This window comes from Dyella humicola (assembly GCF_026283945.1).
Taxonomy (GTDB): Bacteria; Pseudomonadota; Gammaproteobacteria; order Xanthomonadales; family Rhodanobacteraceae; genus Dyella; species Dyella humicola.
In genome coordinates this window covers 1,343,982-1,362,013 of sequence record NZ_JAPDPC010000001.1, presented here as the reverse complement: position 1 = coordinate 1,362,013, position 18,032 = coordinate 1,343,982, and the positions used below count along the sequence as shown (strand labels likewise).

The 18,032-nt window shown below is 64.3% G+C and carries 17 protein-coding genes; 16 read left to right on the top strand and 1 reads right to left on the bottom strand.

Translation table 11 applies throughout. The features are described from left to right. Positions 1-99 precede the first annotated feature (99 nt). From OUZ30_RS05970 to OUZ30_RS05910, 13 genes are all read left to right on the top strand, one after another. Positions 100-894 (top strand): enoyl-CoA hydratase-related protein, encoded by a 795-nt coding sequence (locus tag OUZ30_RS05970; protein ID WP_266181283.1) that lies wholly within the window; start codon positions 100-102, stop codon positions 892-894. Between the two features lie 56 nt (positions 895-950). Beyond that, positions 951-1,343: a VOC family protein gene (locus tag OUZ30_RS05965; RefSeq protein WP_266181282.1), complete on the top strand. Its 393-nt coding sequence runs from the start codon at positions 951-953 to the stop codon at positions 1,341-1,343. An 81-nt stretch (positions 1,344-1,424) separates the two neighbouring features. Continuing rightward, positions 1,425-1,943, top strand: a complete 519-nt coding sequence (locus OUZ30_RS05960; RefSeq protein ID WP_266181281.1) for a cupin domain-containing protein — start codon at positions 1,425-1,427, stop codon at positions 1,941-1,943. 985 nt (positions 1,944-2,928) lie between these two features. After that, entirely contained in the window at positions 2,929-4,938 is a 2,010-nt protein-coding gene (locus OUZ30_RS05955) for an acetyl-CoA carboxylase biotin carboxylase subunit (protein ID WP_266181280.1), read from the top strand. Between the two features lie 23 nt (positions 4,939-4,961). After that, entirely contained in the window at positions 4,962-5,873 is a 912-nt protein-coding gene (locus tag OUZ30_RS05950) for a hydroxymethylglutaryl-CoA lyase (protein ID WP_266181279.1), read from the top strand. Positions 5,874-6,009: 136 nt separating this feature from the next. Continuing rightward, entirely contained in the window at positions 6,010-7,278 is a 1,269-nt protein-coding gene (locus tag OUZ30_RS05945; protein ID WP_266181278.1) for a sensor histidine kinase, read from the top strand. Continuing rightward, on the top strand, positions 7,275-8,039 hold the full coding sequence (locus tag OUZ30_RS05940; protein ID WP_266181277.1) for a LytR/AlgR family response regulator transcription factor: 765 nt from the start codon (positions 7,275-7,277) through the stop codon (positions 8,037-8,039). Before OUZ30_RS05945 ends, OUZ30_RS05940 begins: the two co-directional genes overlap by 4 nt. A 43-nt stretch (positions 8,040-8,082) precedes the next feature. Then, positions 8,083-8,457 (top strand): hypothetical protein, encoded by a 375-nt coding sequence (locus tag OUZ30_RS05935; RefSeq protein WP_266181276.1) that lies wholly within the window; start codon positions 8,083-8,085, stop codon positions 8,455-8,457. A 138-nt stretch (positions 8,458-8,595) separates the two neighbouring features. Then, complete coding sequence (locus OUZ30_RS05930) at positions 8,596-9,843, top strand: metal-dependent hydrolase family protein (RefSeq protein WP_266183114.1); 1,248 nt, start codon at positions 8,596-8,598, stop codon at positions 9,841-9,843. Beyond that, the gene (locus tag OUZ30_RS05925) at positions 9,840-10,325 is read left to right on the top strand and encodes a GNAT family N-acetyltransferase (protein ID WP_266181275.1); all 486 of its coding nucleotides are present in this window, start codon (positions 9,840-9,842) and stop codon (positions 10,323-10,325) included. The genes OUZ30_RS05930 and OUZ30_RS05925 overlap by 4 nt, the downstream gene beginning before the upstream one ends. 9 nt (positions 10,326-10,334) lie before the next feature. Next, positions 10,335-10,946 (top strand): YdeI/OmpD-associated family protein, encoded by a 612-nt coding sequence (locus OUZ30_RS05920; protein WP_266181273.1) that lies wholly within the window; start codon positions 10,335-10,337, stop codon positions 10,944-10,946. Next, positions 10,940-11,407 carry a GNAT family N-acetyltransferase gene (locus tag OUZ30_RS05915; RefSeq protein WP_266181272.1) on the top strand — a complete coding sequence of 156 codons (468 nt, stop codon included), beginning with the start codon at positions 10,940-10,942 and terminating at the stop codon, positions 11,405-11,407. The genes OUZ30_RS05920 and OUZ30_RS05915 overlap by 7 nt, the downstream gene beginning before the upstream one ends. Then, positions 11,404-11,982 (top strand): GNAT family N-acetyltransferase, encoded by a 579-nt coding sequence (locus tag OUZ30_RS05910; protein ID WP_266181271.1) that lies wholly within the window; start codon positions 11,404-11,406, stop codon positions 11,980-11,982. Before OUZ30_RS05915 ends, OUZ30_RS05910 begins: the two co-directional genes overlap by 4 nt. 48 nt (positions 11,983-12,030) lie before the next feature. On the opposite strand, the gene OUZ30_RS05905 is transcribed toward OUZ30_RS05910, so the two are convergent. After that, positions 12,031-15,285 (bottom strand): hypothetical protein, encoded by a 3,255-nt coding sequence (locus tag OUZ30_RS05905; RefSeq protein WP_266181270.1) that lies wholly within the window; start codon positions 15,283-15,285, stop codon positions 12,031-12,033. 327 nt (positions 15,286-15,612) lie between these two features. On the opposite strand from OUZ30_RS05905, the gene OUZ30_RS05900 reads away from it, so the two are divergent. The 3 genes from OUZ30_RS05900 (at position 15,613) to OUZ30_RS05890 (ending at position 17,971) form a co-directional block, all read left to right on the top strand. Continuing rightward, positions 15,613-16,374 carry an SDR family oxidoreductase gene (locus tag OUZ30_RS05900; protein ID WP_266181269.1) on the top strand — a complete coding sequence of 254 codons (762 nt, stop codon included), beginning with the start codon at positions 15,613-15,615 and terminating at the stop codon, positions 16,372-16,374. A 131-nt stretch (positions 16,375-16,505) separates the two neighbouring features. After that, positions 16,506-17,069, top strand: coding sequence for an elongation factor P-like protein EfpL (efpL, locus tag OUZ30_RS05895; RefSeq protein WP_266181268.1), 564 nt, complete (start codon positions 16,506-16,508; stop codon positions 17,067-17,069). A gap of 119 nt (positions 17,070-17,188) precedes the next feature. After that, positions 17,189-17,971: an N-acetylmuramoyl-L-alanine amidase gene (locus OUZ30_RS05890; protein ID WP_266181267.1), complete on the top strand. Its 783-nt coding sequence runs from the start codon at positions 17,189-17,191 to the stop codon at positions 17,969-17,971. Positions 17,972-18,032 lie beyond the last annotated feature (61 nt).

The window sequence follows — 18,032 nt, the reverse complement described above, 5'->3', positions numbered from 1 at the left end:
TAAGAATGGTTCGCATTGTACGGTATTCCGCCGTGTCATGCAGTGCACGCGGACCGCCAGCCCCCTGTTTATGATGTGCGTCTTTTCCGGGAGTCCCGCATGACCGCCAGCATCCAGATTGCCGACCAGGCCGGCGTCCGTCGCATCACGCTGAACCGCCCGCAGGTTCACAACGCGTTCGACGACGCGCTGATTGCCGAGCTCGCCGCCGCCTTGGCCTCGGCCGGCGAGGATCCCGCGGTGCGCGCGGTCGTATTGAGCGGCGCCGGCGCAAGTTTTTCCGCCGGTGCGGACCTGAACTGGATGCGCGGCATGGCCAGTGCCAGCGAAGCGCAAAACCGCGACGATTCGCTGCGACTCGCACGCCTGATGCGCACCCTGCAGTATCTGCCGAAGCCAACCATCGCCCGCGTCAACGGCGCGGCCTACGGCGGCGGTGTCGGCCTGGTCGCCTGCTGCGACATCGCCATCGGCGTCGACGGCGCGCGTTTCGGTCTTACCGAGGTAAAGCTCGGCCTGGTGCCGGCCGTGATCTCGCCCTACGTCATCCAGGCGATCGGCCTGCGCCATGCACGTCGTCTGTTCCTTACCGGCGAACTGTTCGATGCGGCCACGGCGCTGCAGATTGGCTTGCTGCATCAGTGCGTGCCGGCCGAGAAGCTGGATGAAACGGTCGACGCGGCGCTGGCCTCGTTGTCCAAGGCAGGACCGCTGGCGCAGGCCGAGGCAAAGCGGCTCGCCCTGCGGGTAGCGGGTGCCAGCGAGGTCGAAGCGGAACGCCTCGACCAGGAAAACGCTGCACTGATCGCGCGCCTGCGCGTGTCGCCCGAGGGGCAGGAAGGCCTCGGCGCCTTCCTCGCCAAGCGCCAACCCGGTTGGTGCACAAAGGACTGACGCGGCCCACGGCATACTCGCCGCCCGTCGCCACACGCAACTCAAGGAACGAACCCATGATCGACCATATCGGCCTGCAGGTTTCCGGCTTTGAACGCAGCCGCGAGTTCTATCGCAAGGTGTTAGCGCCGCTGGGCGGCGCGTTGGTGATGGAGGTAACGGCCGAGCAAACCGGCGATGGCGACCATGCAGGCTTCGGCGTGAAAGGCGTGCCCAACTTCTGGGTCGGTACGTCATCAAACGGCATGGCAACCGGACCGGTCCATATCGCCTTTACCGCGCCTGATCGCGCCGCCGTCGATGCCTTCTTCCACGCCGCGCTGGCTGCCGGTGCCAAAGACAATGGCGCGCCCGGGTTGCGCCCGCACTACCACGAGCACTATTACGGCGCCTTCGTGCTCGATCCGGATGGCCACAATATCGAAGCGGTGTGTCACCAACCGGAATGACGGCAAGCCCAGGCCTTCCTGCGCCCGCCAACGTGAATCCCCAGGGCGAAACTCTGCAACCCCTCCACCGGACGCCGCGTCATGACGCATCCCATCATCAATATCGCCGACGTCGAACTGCAATCGTTCCCACCGGGCCTTGGTCCCACAGGCGATGTCGCCGAGCGCTTTGAGGCGCGCATGGGACGATTCTCGGCCCAGATCGGCGCGCAGAAGCTCGGCTACAACATCACCGCCGTGCCACCGGGCAAGCGCGCGTTTCCCTTCCACTGCCATCGATTCAACGAGGAAATGTTCTTCGTGCTCGAAGGCACCGGCGAGGTGCGCATCGGCGGCGAACGACACCCCATCCGCAGCGGCGATGTCATCGCCTGCCCGCCCGGTGGTCCGGAACGCGCCCACCAGATCATCAATACCGGCACCGTCGAGTTGCGCTATCTCGCGGTGAGCACCAAGCAGACGCCGGAGGTCTGTGAATACCCGGATACCGGCAAGTACGGCGTGATCGCGGAATACGGGCCGGCTGCGGATGGTTCGCCGCAGGTGTTTCGCGTGGTGAATGTGCCGGGGTCGTCGGTGGATTATTGGGAGGGGGAGTGAGGGTGGCGCGTAGCGCCCGCTTGGGCGTTTGCTCATCGTTCCGGCGACGTCGTTCTGATGTGGGGCTGCCGCGACCGGGCTCGCCTGCGGCGGGCTTCCGTCCTCCTGCCGGAGGCCGGGTTACTTCTCTTTGCTTGCCCAAAGAGAAGTAACCAAGAGAAAAGGCACCCCGCTTGGCGCTTGCCGAGCTGATCGCTCGGCAAGTCCGTGAGGGTCGGCCGGGCTTTTCGACAGGGCTCCTGCCCTGACGAAAAGGCATCGGCATCCCTGCCGATGCCCCCTGCGGGGCCTGATCGTCCGCCCCTCACCGCCGCACAGGGGCCCCGAAAGTCAAAAGCAGAGCCGAAGGCTTGAGCAGCGCGTTGCGCTGCTCATCGCACTTTGCCGGTTGCACTTGGCAAGTTGCTCTTGGCTTTGGCTTTGGCTTTGGCTTTGGCTTTGGGGGTTGCTCTGGCTCTGGCTGCTGCTCTTTGCTTCCCGGGTCCCCTATGGCGCGGCGGGTGGGTGGAGGAAAAGCCCGCAGGGTGGCTTGCATGGATGCAAGCCAGTTTGTCGTCAGGGCAGGATGCCCTGTCGACAAACCTCCGTAACCCACCCGCGCACCTGGAGGGCGCAAGCCCGGAAGGCGCGCTATCGGGGTGGCCTCTCTTTTGGTTACTTTTCTCTGGCCACGCAGAGAAAAGTAACCCGCTGCCCGGCAGGGCAGCGGAAGCCCGCGGCAGGCGAGCCAGGTTGCGGTCACATCGCAACAGAGCGAAAGGCACTGGATCCCCGCTTTCGCGGTGATGACGGTGAGGGGACCTGTGAGCGTGCTGCGCGCTTAGCGCTTGTCCAGCATTCGCGGAGATGACGGCGAGGGGCGTTGCGAGCTTGCTGCGCGCATGGCAACGATGACAGGCGGACATCGCCTGAATGCTGCGCCGCGCATCGGCTCCGTCGCGCCGATCTGCTACGTTTAGGCACTTCGCACAACCCCGGAAGCCGCATGTTCGAGCGCGTACTGATTGCCAACCGCGGCGAAATCGCCTGTCGCGTGATCCGCACCTGCCGACGCCTGGGCATTCGCACCATCGCCGTGTATTCGGAAGCGGATGCCAACGCGCAACATGTGCGGCTGGCCGATGAGGCGTGGCCCATTGGCGGTCCGCGACCGACGGATTCGTATCTGCGCGGCGACGTGATCCTGGACGTGGCGCGCAAGTCAGGCGCGCAGGCAATCCACCCGGGTTATGGCTTTCTGTCCGAGAACACGGCGTTTGCACGCGCCTGTACCGATGCGGGTATCGCCTTTATCGGCCCACGCCCGGAAAGCATTGATGCGATGGGTTCCAAGGCGGCCGCCAAGGCCTTGATGGAACAGCACGAGGTGCCACTCGTTCCTGGCTACCACGGTGCCGACCAGTCGGCCGAGGTGCTGGCCGAGCAGGCACGCCGCACCGGTTTCCCGTTGATGATCAAAGCCGCCTCGGGTGGCGGCGGCAAGGGCATGCGCATCGTGCGCAACGAGTCCGAGTTCGTCGACGCATTAGCGTCTGCGCAGCGCGAAGCGGCCAGCGCATTCGGCGATACGCGCGTAATCCTCGAGCGCTATGTGGAGCATCCGCGCCATATTGAATTCCAGGTATTCGGTGATACACACGGCAACGTGATCCACCTCAACGAGCGTGAATGTTCGGCGCAGCGTCGCTACCAGAAGGTACTGGAAGAAACGCCCTCGCCTTTTCTCGATGACGCGCGCCGCCATGCGATGGGCGCCGCTGCCGTAGCCGCCGCCAAGGCGGTGAACTACGTCGGCGCAGGCACGGTAGAGTTCATCGTCGGCCGGGGTGGCGAATTCTTCTTCATGGAGATGAACACGCGCCTGCAGGTCGAGCATCCGGTGACCGAGGAGACGCTGGGACTGGATCTGGTCGAGTGGCAATTGCGCGTCGCGTTTGGCGAGCCCCTGCCGCTGTCGCAGCATCAGGTCCACGCGCACGGCCACGCCATCGAAGTGCGTCTGTACGCCGAAGATCCCGACCAGAACTTCCTGCCAGGCTCGGGCAAGCTGCAAACGCTTCGCCTGCCCACGCCCTCGCGGCATGTACGCATCGACGGCGGCGTGATCGAAGGCGACACGGTGACGATCTTCTACGACCCGATGATCGCCAAGCTGATCGTCTGGGACAAGGATCGCCCACAGGCGTTGCAGCGTCTTCGCGATGCGTTGATGAGCGGCGAGATCGTGGGACCGAAATCGAACATCGCCTTTCTCGAACGACTGGCACGCCATCCCGCCGTGGTCGAGGGTCGTATCGACACCGGCTATCTCGATCGCCATCTTGAGGAATTTCTCGCCGGTGATGCGGCGCCGGATCCGCACGCGCTGTTTGCCGCAGCGGTGGCGGCTCTGCTAGACGACGAGCGCGCTGCCATGACGAACGCACGTGATGGCAGCGACCCTTATTCGCCCTGGTCACGCGCCGACGCATGGCGCGTGGGTCATGCAGGCAAGCACATTGTCGCCCTATCACTGCACGGCCAGCGTTACGAAATAGAAGCGTACGGCCACGATGGCAACTACCAGCTGCATCACGGCGAGGCGAACGTCGATGTGCGCGGCGCACGCCACGATGGCGAGTACCTCAGTGCGCGTTTTGACGACGAAGCGCTGCGCCTGCCGGCGCGGACCGACGGCGCCCGTGTCACCGTGCATGACCGTGCTGGCAACCGCCACAGCTTCGAACGCGCGCCCGCTTTTGCCTGGCACACCACGGAAGGCGGTGGCGGCAACCAGATCGCGGCGCCGATGCCCGGTCGTATCGTGCTGGTGAAGGCCAAGCCCGGCGATAGCGTGGTCGAGGGCCAGGAACTGCTGGTGATGGAAGCGATGAAGATGGAGCTGGCATTGAAAGCGCCCCGTGCCGGCACCATCGAAACGATCAGCGCCGCCCAAGGCGACTTCGTGGAAGCCGATGCGGTGCTGGTTCGGTTTGTTGCAGACGCTCATCCCTGATCGCCAGGATCCAGAGGCACGCCATGAACACGCCATCAGCTCAACCCGACCACGTCCGCATCGTCGAAGTCGGCGCGCGTGATGGCCTGCAGAACGAAAAGACCTTGCTGCCAACCGACGTCAAGATCGCCTTGATCGATCGTCTCTCCGGCACCGGCCTGCAAACGATCGAAGCGACCAGCTTCGTCAGCCCCAAGTGGGTGCCACAGATGGCCGACGCCGCCGAGGTCTACCAGGGCATCCGCAAGGTACCCGGTGTGAGTTACCCGGTGCTGGTGCCCAATGAGCAGGGCTATGAACGGGCCCGCTCGGTCAGCGTCAGCGAGATCGCCGTGTTCACCGCAGCGTCCGAGGCGTTCAACCGCAAGAACATCAACGCCACCATCGACGAATCCATCGAACGCTTCGCGCCGGTGATCGCGCGCGCCAACGCGGACGGGGTGAAAGTACGTGGTTATGTTTCCACCGTGCTTGGCTGCCCGTATCAGGGCGAAGTAGCCCTCAGCGACGTGGTGCGCGTAGCGCGCCGCCTGCATGAACTGGGCTGCTACGAGATTTCCCTCGGCGACACCATCGGTGTCGGCACGCCGGCAAAGGCGCGCGCCATGCTGCACGCGGCAGCGCAAGAAGTGCCGATGACCGCACTGGCCGTGCATTTCCACGACACCTACGGCCAGGCACTGGCCAATATCCTCAGTTGCCTGGAGGAAGGCGTACGCGTCGTCGACAGTGCCGTCTCCGGCACCGGCGGCTGCCCGTATGCCAAGGGCGCCACCGGCAATGTCGCCAGCGAAGACGTGGTCTACATGCTGCACGGCATGGGCCTGCACACCGGCATCGACCTGGACATCCTGGTGGCCACCGGTGCGTGGCTGGCTACGCAGCTGCACAAGGAAACCGCCAGCCGGGTGACGCGGGCTCGCACCGCCGGCTGAGCGGCGGCGGGCGACTGTTTCACGCCCGCTCAGGGCGCTTTCGTCGCGGCCATCCCGATTTCGTCGAAAAGGCCCCCCGGGCCGGAACCAGGCTGAGTATGCTCTCGGCCATTCCACCGATGCCCAAGGTTCCGCCGTGATCAAGAGTCTGCTCTTCGTTGCCCGCCTGGTCCTGGCATGGTTCCTGGTCCTGCTGTTCGCGGCCTTGATGATCTCCAACAGCGCACCGTTCCGTTACCGGGACACGGGTGGTGCGTTCGTGCTGCTGATCGCCATCGCCCTGCTGATGGTGGTCACCGGCGCCGTGTCGCACTTGCGCCGCGTAAGGCTGATTGCCGGCCACATCGACGAAGACACCCTGGGCAACCGGCAGCGGCGGCGCGTGGAGATACCCTTCGAAGCGGACGAAGCATTCGACCTGCTCGATGCGGCGATCCGCGAGCTGCCACGCAGCGAGGACATCGAGAGCGCTCGCGACAGCTTGCAGATTCGCGCCAAGGTACAGCGTCCCCTGCCCTACGGCAGCAGCGTGTTCGGGCGGCTGGATCCGTCCACCTGGTTTGGCCATCTGCGCAACCAGATCTTCGCCACGATCACGCCTGGCGATGGCACCGGCAGCGTCACCCTGATCTGCGAGCCCGAGGCCGGCGCCTGGAGCGACTGGTTCCGCGTGGACGACGGCACCAATCTGGAGAACGCCGAGGCGATCACCCGCGCCATCACCCGCCGCGTATCCGAAAAGCGTCGCCACGAGAAGCTGCGTGCCGCACAGTCGGAAAGCGAAAAAGAACGCACGGTGGCGCGGCTCAACCTGCTGCACGCCCAGGTCGAACCGCACTTTCTGTACAACACGCTGGCCAGCGCGCAGTACCTCACGCGCAGCGACCCGGCCCAGGCCGATCAGATGCTCGGGCACCTGATCCATTACCTGCGCCATTCCCTGCCTACCACCGAGGACGCGCTATCCACGCTTGGTGATGAGCTGGAGCGCACCCGCGCCTATCTGGAAATCATGCGACTGCGCATGGGCCCGCGCCTGTCGCTGCAGATCGACGTACCCGATGCGCTACGCGCTGTCTCGCTGCCGCCGATGATGCTGCAGACGCTGGTCGAAAACGCGATCAAGCATGGGCTGGAACCCAAGCCCGGTGGCGGCACCATATGGATACTCGCGCGCCATGACGGCGATGTCGTCACCATCACCATCGCCGATGACGGCCGTGGCTTCAGCGCCGCCAGCGGCGGCACCGGCATCGGCTTGAGGAACGTGCGCGAACGCCTGCGTCTCATCTACGGCGCCGCTGCTTCGCTGTCCGTCGTCAGCAACGCACCGGAAGGCGTGGCCAGCACCATTACCGTGCCACGAAGAATCGCGGACAGTGCTGAAACGGAGACCTCGTCATGACGACCGCCATTCTTGCCGAGGACGAGGCGCTGCTACGCGCCGCCCTGCGCGACCTGCTGGCCCAGGTATGGCCCGAGCTGGACGTGCTGGCCGAATGCGAAGATGGCGCCAGCGCTCTCGAAGCCATCGACGCGCAGCGCCCCGATGTGGCTTTTCTCGACATCCGCATGCCCGGACTGAGCGGGCTGGAAGTGGCCGCCGCATCCGCCGAGGCCAGCCCCGCCACGCAAGTCGTGTTCACCACGGCCTACGATCAATATGCCATCGATGCCTTCGAGCGGGGCGCGGTGGACTACCTGCTCAAGCCCATCACCGCGGAGCGCCTCACCGCCACGGTACAGCGACTCAAGGCCCGCGTGGGTGCCCGTCCGGCCGACACCGCTGCGCTGACCGAGCTGCTGCGCGAGCTGTCCATCGGCAACGCTCCGGGGACGCCACCGCTTACCTGGGTCACCGCCAGCAATGGGCGTGAGACGCGCCTGATCATGGTGGACGACGTGGCCTACTTCCGCGCCGACAACAAGTACACCGTGGCCATGACCGCCGAGGGCGAGGCGCTGTTGCGCAAGCCGATTCGCGAACTGGCGGCCATGCTCGACCCCAGCCTGTTCAAGCAGATCCATCGCTCGACCATCGTCAATCTCAGGGCGATCGCGTCGATTGTTCGTGATGACACCGGCAAGGGCACGCTGCGCTTGAAGCAGCGTCCGGAAACGCTGGTGGTGAGCCAACCCTTCATGGCGCTGTTCCGCAACATGTGAGCTTCCTGGCGAAGCCACGCAGCGCCCCGCGCAAGAGGTCCCCATGAACAAGTTCATCGCATTGCTTCCCCTGCTGCTGTTGCTCGCCGGCTGCGAACAGGGACGTACGGTCGTGGTTCATTCGATCGCCAATGGCCATGACGTGGTTTACAGCAAGGTCAACGTCACCGGACCGCTCGCCAGCTTTCGCTGCCTGCGCAGCGAGAGCGGCGAGTGCCACTACACCGTGGTAGCGAACGAATGTGCGCCCGCCAGCGCCGCCTGCGCATCACCGCCGCTGCACTTCGCCGTCCGCGAGGGCGATACGCGCGTCAATGCCAGCTTGCCTGCCGGCTTCCAGAGTTGCGTCACTGCCACGCCGGCGCCCGATGAGGATTGCAAACAGCTGATGGCGGACGCGGGGCACGCTTCACGCTGAGCCACCGGCTCGCCGCCAGACGCCACACCTCGCTAGAATCGGGCCTTGGCCCCGTGGGAACTGGCGATGCGGTGGAATCAAAACAAAGGTTGGACTGGCGCACTCCTGGCCACGCTGGTGCTTGGCGCCACGACCGCGATGGCTGTGCCATCCCACACCGATATCCTGTTGCTGCCTGAGCGCGTCTGGACAGCCGACGGCGACAGCGCGCACAGCGGCTGGGCCGTGCTGGTCCATGACGGCGCCATCGCGACGGTGGGGCCGGTCGACGCGATCAAGGCTCCCGCCGAGGCGCGACACATCGCCCTGCCCGGCACCACCCTGACACCGGGCCTGATCGACCTGCACTCGCACGTGTTCCTGCATCCGTATAACGAAACCCTGTGGAACGACCAGGTGCTCAAGGAGCCGCAGGACTACCGCACGCTGGAAGCCGCCACGCATGCGCGCGCCACGCTGTTGGCAGGCTTCACGACCTTGCGCGATCTCGGCACGGAAGGGGCCGGCTTTGCCGACGTCTCGCTCAAGCGCGCCATCGATGAGGGCATGATTCCCGGACCGCGCCTGTTCGTGGCGACCCGCGCCATCGTTGCCACGGCCAGCTATGGACCCGGCCCTCGCGGCTTCCGGCCCGACATGGAGCTACCCAGTGGCGCGCAGGAGATCAGCGGTGTCGACGAAGCCATACGCGCCACGCGCGAACAGGCCGGGCGCGGCGCGGACTGGATCAAGCTGTATGCCGACTACCGCGTCGGCACGGACGGCAGTACGCAGCCCACATTGTCGCTGGCCGAGATGAAGGCCATCGTCGATACCGCCCATCTCTCGGGCCGGCCGGTGGCCGCGCACGCGTCCAGCGATGCCGGTGTTCGCCTGGCGGTGGAAGCGGGGGTGGACAGCATCGAACATGGTTACGGCGCCAGCGAAGCCACGTTCCGACTGCTCAAGCAACATAACGTGGCTTACGAACCCACGCTGACGGCGGTGGAATCGACCGCACAGTATTTCGAACACTACGTGCCTGGACAGAGCGAACCCACGCCGCGCATGCGCGAATCCGAACGCGCCTTCCGCACCGCGCTGAAGCTCGGCGTGACCATCGGCAACGGCAGCGATGTGGGCGTGTTCACCCATGGCGAGAATTGGCGCGAACCCGCCGCGATGGTGCGCGACGGCATGACAGCCCCCCAGGCCATGCATGCAGCCACCGATGTAGCGGCGCGCATTCTCCGTCAGCAGGACCGCTTCGGCCGCATCGCCCCCTGCCTGCGTGCCGACCTCGTCGCGTTCAACGGCGATCCGAGCACGCATATCGACGATCTTCAGCAGCCCGTCTTCGTGATGAAGGACGGCACCATCTACCGCACACCACCAACGACGCCATGACCGACTTTCTTATCCGCCCCATCGAAGCCTGCGACAACCCTGCCGTGGCGAACATCATCCGCACCGTGATGCCCGAGTTTGGTGCCGACGGCCCGGGCTTTGCCATTCATGACGCTGAAGTGGACGGCATGCAAGAAGCGTATGCGCGACCGCGCAGCGCGTATTTCGTGGTTGAGCGCGACGGCGTGGTGATCGGTGGCGGTGGCATCGCGCCCCTGGAAGGCGGCGATGCGGACGTCTGTGAACTACGCAAGATGTACTTCCTGCCCGAGGCGCGTGGCATCGGCGCAGGCAGCGCCATGATGCAGTTGTGCCTCGATACGGCGCGCGCACATGGCTTCCAGCGCTGTTACCTGGAAACCCTGAGCGGCATGGATGCCGCGCAAACGCTTTACCGTCGTCATGGTTTCACCAGGCTGGACGCGCCGATGGGCGGCACCGGCCACTTCAGCTGCGACAAATACTTTATCCGCGAACTGTGAGGCCTCGCCATGGGCAGCCACGATCCACGCGTCGATAGCTATATCGCCAAATCGGCACTCTTCGCCCAGCCGATACTCGAACACCTGCGCGCGCTGGTGCACGCCAGCTGCCCCGAGGCGGAAGAAGATATCAAGTGGAGCATGCCGTTCTTTATCTATCGCGGCTCGCCGATGTGCCAGATGGCGGCGTTCAAGCAACACTGTGCGTTCGGATTCTGGCGACACAAGGATGTCGTCGGCGACAAAGAAGACTCGGACGACGAAGGCATGGGGCAATTCGGCAGGATCACGACGCTGAAAGACCTGCCGCCAAAGAAGGCATTCTCCGCCTCGATCAAGAAGGCGATGGCTGTGATCGACACAGGTGCCAGGCCGAAGCGCCCCAAGAGCGCCCCCAAGCCGCCGCCCGCCATGCCCGACGACCTCGCCGCCCTGCTTGCGCAGAAGACGCATGCGGCGGCGCGAAAGACTTACGACGGCTTCCCGCCCAGCGCCCAGCGAGAATACGTCGATTGGATCACTGAAGCCAAAACCGAGGCCACGCGGCAGAAACGCATCGCCACGACGCTGGAATGGCTGGCCGAAGGCAAGCGCCGCAACTGGAAGTACGAGTCATGCTGAGAGCACCCGCGCTCCGCTTTGATATTGATGATCCCGCCTCGCCGGATATCGCCCCGCTGATCCACGAGCTGGACGGCTATCTGGCCGAGCTGTATCCCACCGGCAATATCCAGCCGGTGTCGGTGGAAGCGCTCAAGCAACCCAATGTCACGTTTCTTGCCGCTCGCGTCGATGGCACGCCCGTCGCCTGTGGTGCCTGCGTCTGGCACGAGGACTACGTCGAGGTGAAACGCATGTACGTCTTGCCCGCCTGTCGCGGATTGGGCCTGGGCAAGCAGCTGCTGGAAGCCCTGGAGAGGCAAGTTGCGCGAGCTGGTGGCAAGCTGATTCGACTCGAAACCGGCACGGCCCAGGCCGAGGCGCTGGAACTTTATGGACGCGCCGGCTACCGCCGATGCGCGCCTTTCGGTGAGCATCGCGCCAACCCACTCAGCATTTGCATGGAGAAGTCCCTCGCATGATTCGAATCGCTCATGCCGACGATGCGGCCGCCATCCACGACATCTATACGCCATCGGTCCTCCATGGCGTGGCCACCTTCGAAACCGAATTGCCCGGCGTGGAAGCCATGCGCGAACGCATCCTCGGCCGGCTCAAGCAGTACCCGTGGCTGGTCTGGGAAGAAGAGGGCCGCGTGCTTGCCTACGCTTATGCCAGCCGTTTTCGCGAACGCGCCGCCTACGACTGGATCGCCGAGACTTCGATCTACGTGCATGCCGACGCCCGTCGGCGAGGTATCGCCCGCCGGCTTTATGGCGTGCTGCTAGATGCGATGCGCCTGCAAGGACTGAACCAGGCAGTGGGCGTCATCACCCTGCCCGGCGAAGGCAGCGTCATCATGCACGAGGCGATAGGCTTCACGCCGGCCGGCGTGTGGCGAAGCTCGGGCTACAAGTTGGGCCGCTGGTGGGACGTGGGTGTGTGGCAGAAGGAATTGCAGGCGCCGGAAACGCCACCGGTAGCCGTGATGCCGTTCCCCGCACTGGCGCCAGGCGCACTCGAAAACCTTTTTAGAGCGGCGACGTCACCGAGCTGATCCGAGGCAATGCTCACCTGCCTCCGCGGTACTCACGGCATCACGCCTTCAATGCAACGAATTGACGGCCTTCACAATGCCCCCGAGCCAATCCCACGCATTTGGCAGGAACACGGTGACCAGAAGCGAACCGAGCGCAAGCAACTTGGGCCATAGCGCCGCCAGCGCGCCAGCGAACGTCAGACCGTCCTTGTCATTGGTGAACATGCGCCCAAGCAGGAAATCCTTTTCCAGCGTAAGCACCGCATAGACGATGCCGCCGAAGCCGATCGTCAGCAGCACGGTCGCCGCCATGGTCTGAAGGCGCTCGTAAACAGGCGTGTAGACCTGCATCAGCATTAGCGCCACGGCTGCACCAAGGATTGAACTCCACACGCACGTACGCACGGATTCGGCGGCAACCTTCATCTCTGCCACCAGATGCGCCTGCCAGTCCCGGATGTTCACTTGATTGCTTATGTCAAACGACGAACCGACGAGCAGGTAATTCGTCAGGCCCATCCAAGTGGCCGTATCAGGCTTGCTCAGGGCGTTGTAGTTGTCGATGCGCAAGACGATGTTGAACGGACTTCGCGGCCGCTCGTCCAGCAGGCGCGGCGATGGCCAATCCGCCCACCCATAGAGGCGGCGCACTTCCGGCACGGTCTTGCCGAGTTCAAGGCTGATGCAGCGCCAGCGATCGAGGCCTTCCAGAAACAGCACCAGAAAGAAGCTGCTGCTACCCAGTGCAAAGGCACCACTGAGCCCCGAAAGCCAGATATTGTCGACGCTGGCCGGCTCGTATTCGTTGATGCATAGCGAGAGCGTGACCAACAGAACGACGGCAGCGATGAGTGCGCGGATATGGCCTCGCTGCAGCAGCCGCGCCTTCAGTCGCGACGTCGCATAGATATGCTCGGCCATCTCCCGGCACCGCTCGTTCCATACACGCATGCGCAAAGTAGTGAAAATGAGCACGCAGGAATACGCAAGGACCAGGCATATCGCCGCCCGTGGATCGCGCCCGTGAGCGAGGTCCGTGTCCCTTGGCGAGGCCGGTGGAGACATGGCAAGAATCTTGTACACCGCAATGACCATGGCCACCAGCGCGAACGTTAGCCAAGGAACCAACCAGCGAAACGACGTCTTGCTCCCGGTGCCGTCGTGCATGGCCAGAAGTCGCAGGCCCAGACGCCCCTCTACGGACGGCCGCTTCGAAGCATCCGGAACGGCAGGGCTACCGACACCATCGGAGACCGCGGCCGGCTTATGCAGATCCATCCAACGCAGCGCAAAACGGCTGATCGGCAGCATCACCAGCGTGGCCGCACGTCCGTTGTAGATCTGCCAGGCCGCGAGCGTGAAGAGAATCGCGAGCACTACCAGCATCGAAAGGTAAACCGGCTGCTGCAACTCGATACGCGTGTCGGAGACGATCTGGAGGTCCCGATGCCGCTTGAGGCCTCCAGGAGAAATGAAATCGCCCTCGTCGATGAATTGAAAGCCCGCAAGGGTCGCCACCAGCATGTGAGGATCGCCGCCAGAACAACCGAATGGCACGCCAGGGTCCGAAGGCGAACCCAGGAGGCATACGACGGCACGGAACGTATTCGCGGCGTAGTCCGTCGCAAACGTGAAATAGCGCTTGTTCGAAGGATCGTCCTGCAGCGCCGCTCCTGGGGGCGATGTAGGCGCACCGGCGCAAGAGACTAGGTTTCCAGCCTTCGACAATCCTTCGGTCTTCGACATGCATACCAAGCTGTCGCCTGCAGGCATGGTGATGCTACCCCGACTGGTGTTGCGGTAATCGGGGTGGACGATGAGATTGTCCTGCTCAAGCAGGACCGGCAGCGCACCGGGAAATGAATCGCGCAACTCGCTCAACAGAAATAGGCGGTCACGCACATCGGTAGCGACGACAATCGCCGCCTTGGGATGCACGTACTTGTTCAAGGCATCGAAGGTCTGGAGTAGCGTCAGTTCATCCGAACGGGAGCTGAGGCTCGGCTGATACGTCGGCGGTTGATCGACGCCGTTTTCCACACCGGTCAGATCGAGCTCGAGCACACGGCTCGGCAACAACGCGCGGCGCTGGCTGTCCTGGTCCTGCTTGAGCTTGACGTGCTCGGACCGGATTGCCGCGATGTTTGGCGGAAACAGCACGCTCACAATAGGATTCAGGCATGGCCCAGGGGAATTCTTCGCATCGAACCATCCACTGCCATGGATTGGGCATTCCGTCATGCCCGTCTTGCCGGGTGTGGCAGCCGAGACGGTCGCCCCCTGACCGAAACTGGACTCTTCGCTCAGCAGGATGACCGCATCGTCGCTGTCCAGGCGGGTCTGCAGATAGCGGCGAACGCGACTCATCTGATCGGCCACGCTGTAAGCCAAAGAGTGATACGTCAGCTCGGTCTTGAAGGCAGCGGTCTTTGATGCAGCGAGATACGTGTGACGCGGAACATTTTCATTGCTGTCGACACTGGCAGAAGGGGTAAGGAGCTCAATGCCGAAATGGCGACGCGCTGTTGACGTCCCTGCGGCGCCAGTCGCACAAACCATCGACTCTGCATCCTGGGCGACCTGGCTCAACGCCGCGACCATCGATTCCATAGCGCCCGAAAAGGCGGGGCCAATGACGTTCAGATGAAGCTGACAGTTCCACGCTACGGGCGATCCATCCTTGAGTATTGCCTCGGTCTGGTCGCAGTCATTTCGACTTAGCGCCTGCGGAAATCCGCCGTCGGGCAGCCGGTTGCCACCGTCCAGGGCAAGCGCGCAGCGCGCGGCGCGTCTGAAGGCCTCCGGATGGATGCCGAAGCTTGGCGTTTCACCGACGAGAAACAGCACGTAATAGTCCGAGTCGCACGACACTGCGCCGGTCGAGCCGGGATCGGCGGCACCGGAACATTGGCGCCACAGATCCTTGCGAAACAACATCACGCTGGGCAGCCTGCGTGCCACTTCAGCCGCGCTGACGCCCACATCGCTACCGTCCGCGGCGCGCGGTTTCCAACTGAAGGCGAAGCTATCCAGTACGTAGTCGTCGGCCTGGAAGGCACTGATCAGGGCCGTCATTTCGATGTCGAACGCGCGTCCGAGCCGTGTCTCGACGGGATCGGGCAAAGTGACGACCGCCGTGTGCACCTTGCTCGGGGCATGCTCGGGAAGATGGGCGAATGGCCGCAGCGGGGAGGAAAGCTGCGAAGCGGTGGCGTAATACTCCGTCGACGACACCGGAAAGATCGAGCTGGCTACGGTCGTGGCTCTCGCCGGTTCCGGGGCAGCAGCGGCGCAGCTCGACGCGGCCAGTAGGCCGGCCATGCCCCATGCCACGGACTGCACGCAGCGACGGAGGATCAACCGGCATGCTCCGCACACGGCCCGAAGCGCGCACGTCCTGGCAGGCGCCCCAACAAGGTGCGCCTGAATCCACCAACGCCCGTAGCCCAAGTGGCGCATGACCCCTCGCCCGGCCGACCAGACTCCGCGCCGCAACACGCGGTACTTGCACCCAGGGCTTATACGCCGGCCACCCGTGCACCGGGCGTGAGGATGGCAATGCGTCGCATGCGTCGCTCCGTGCGGTAAGCACCTCAACGGGTCCACTCAGCTAACATAAGGGTTTTCTACAGCTTTACGGACACCCCCATGCAGCTCAATCAGGTCAAGGCGATCATTACCGGCGGCGCCTCCGGACTCGGCCACGCGGTGGCGCAGCATCTGGTCGCCCATGGCGGCAACGTTGCGCTGTTCGACGTCAACGAGGAGAAGGGTCAGGAAGCCGCCAAGGCGCTGGGCGCCACGTTCTTCCGCACCGATGTGACGTCCGAGGAAGGAGTGACGGCCAACGTCGCCGCCGCGCGCGACGCCCTGGGCGGGCTCAACGTGGTGATGAACTGCGCCGGCATCCTCGGCGCTGGCCGCATGCTGGGCAAGGAAGGCCCGATGCCGCTGAACACCTTTGCCACCACCGTGATGGTCAACCTGGTGGGCAGCTTCAACGTGGCCAAGGCCGCCGCCGCCCTCATGCAGGGCAACGAGGCCGGTGAAGACGGCGAGCGCGGCGTGATTATCAACACCGCCTCCGTGGCCGCCTACGAAGGCCAGATCGGCCAGGCCGCGTATTCCGCCTCCAAGGGCGGCGTGGTCGCCATGACCTTGCCGATGGCGCGCGAGCTGTCGCGCTTCGGCATCCGTGTGGCGACCATCGCCCCGGGCATCTTCTGGACGCCGATGGTCGATGGCATGCCGCCGCAGGTGCAGGAGTCGTTGTCCGCGTCGATTCCGTTCCCGTCGCGCCTGGGCAAGCCGGAGGAGTTCGCCGACACCGTCGCCTTTATCCTCGGCAATCGGTATATCAACGGCGAGACCATCCGCCTCGACGGCGCCGTGCGTTTGCAGCCGAAGTAAAGCGAGGGATGAGGGGCGAGTAGCGAGGGCGCCAGCCTGTTGCTCGTTCCTTGACCTCCGGATTCGCCGTGCGCGCACGAATTCGCGCCCTCACTACTCACCCCTCACTTACTCACCTCTGAGCTCTTCCCATGAAAGCTTCCGACGTCAAGAAAGGCAATGTGATCGAACACGACGGTACCGTGTACCAGGTGCGCGACATCGAGCGCAGCTCGCCGACCGCGCGTGGCGGCAACGTCACATTCCGCTTCACCATGTATTCCATCCCCGGTGGTCGCAAGTTCGACCTGAGCCTGCGCGCCGACGACGATCTGAAGGAAATGGATCTGGTGCGCCGTGAGGTGAACTTCTCGTACATGGATGGCGACGCGTTCGTCTTCATGGACAACGAGGATTACACGCAGTACATGCTGGCGCCGGAACTGGTGGGCGACAACGCCGGCTACATCGTGGAAGGCGTGGAAGGCTATTACGTGCAGGTGATCGACGATGCGCCGGTGGGCCTGCAGGTACCGACCAGCGTGACGCTCACCGTGGTCGACACCGCCCCGGAAATGAAGGGCGCCAGCGCCACCAAGCGCACCAAGCCGGCCAAGCTCAACACCGGCATCGAAATCCAGGTGCCCGAGTACATCAGCAACGAGGAAAAGGTGTGGGTGAACACGCTGACGGGCGAGTTCGCCGGCCGCGCCTAAACCCTCCCTGAAAGAAACAGGCACAGCGGCGTCCGGGCAACCGGGCGCCGTTTGCTTTTCGGCTTGACGTTCCTCGGTGGCTGCGGCACGTTCCCCCTACCCCACCCACCGTGACTGCCATGCCTTTCGTTCGCCCCAGGTATGCGCGCCTGCTCCCCATCAGCCGCACCCTGCTGTTGCTGATGCTGCTGGCCCTGCTCGCCGCCTGCGCGACCGCCCCGGCGCGCAACCCGATGGCGCAATGGGTACCCTCGCCCAACTTCGACCAGCGCCGGCCGGTACTGATCGTGCTGCATTTCACCGGCGGCCATTCGGCCCAGCAGAGCCTTCAGACGCTACGCACGTCCAACGACAGTGGCCCGGTGAGCGCTCACTACCTGATTGGCCGCGATGGGCACATTTTTCAGCTGGTGCCCGACGAGCTACGCGCCTGGCACGCTGGCGCCGGACGCTGGGGCACCATCACCGACGTCAACTCCGCCTCCATCGGCATCGAACTCGACAACGACGGACAGTCGCCGTTTGCGCCGGCACAGATCGACAGCCTGCTGGGCCTGCTGACCGACCTCACCACCCGGCTGCGTATTCCGCGCACGCAGATCATCGGCCACGAAGATCTGGCGCCAGGACGCAAGGATGATCCGGGCCCGCTGTTCCCGTGGAAACAATTGGCGGATGCCGGCTTTGGATGGTGGCCGCAGGGAACGCTGGCGGACCCGCCAGCGGACTTCGACCCGTGGATGGCGCTGGGCATGGTCGGATACTCCCTCGATAACCGCGCCGCGACGGTGCGCTCGTTCCACCATCATTTCCGCGGCATGGAGGGTGACACCCTGGACGCGCAAGACCTGCGCATCCTGTACGCGCTGACAAGCCAGCCAAGCGGTTCGGCGACTCCGTAACCCGTCACGGTGTTGTCCGTCGCGCCAGCTTCAGGCTGCATCGTGCAGAATTTGCCTATCG